Genomic DNA, 371 nt, shown 5'->3' with positions numbered 1-371 from the left:
ACCGGCTCGCCGCCGTGCGCTTCCAACCGCAAGGCCGCGTCTGTGCCGGTCGCATTGCGATAATGCAGCAGCAGCGGCGTTTGCTGCGCGGCTCCGGCACCCAGCGGCAAGCTGTCAAAGAGCAGACCGCCGCCTTCCGCCGTTCCCGCGTGTTCGGCCAGGAAGATACCGCTGCCGGAAGGAACCGGAATCGCGGTATCCGTAGACAACGGCTTCCCGAAGCTCGGCAATCCATTCTCGCCCCATAACACGAGCTGCGCGCGCGCCCTCCGATTATTCCAGCCGTCGGCAATGCCGCTCGTCGCATGGTACACGATCCAATCCTCCGTGCCGTCGGGCGACTTCACGAACGAGTTGTGCCCCGGGCCGTA

The 371-nt window shown here is 65.5% G+C and carries 1 protein-coding gene; it reads right to left on the bottom strand.

Going from position 1 to position 371, the window contains the following annotated elements:
• Nucleotides 1-371, bottom strand: a 371-nt coding sequence (locus PAT3040_RS39365) for a family 43 glycosylhydrolase (RefSeq protein WP_373863999.1), incomplete at both ends; no start/stop codon positions are given.

Origin of the sequence: Paenibacillus agaridevorans, assembly GCF_003112455.1 — a bacterium.
Classification (GTDB): Bacteria; Bacillota; Bacilli; order Paenibacillales; family Paenibacillaceae; genus Pristimantibacillus; species Pristimantibacillus agaridevorans.
This window is presented reverse-complemented; position numbering and strand designations above follow the sequence as displayed.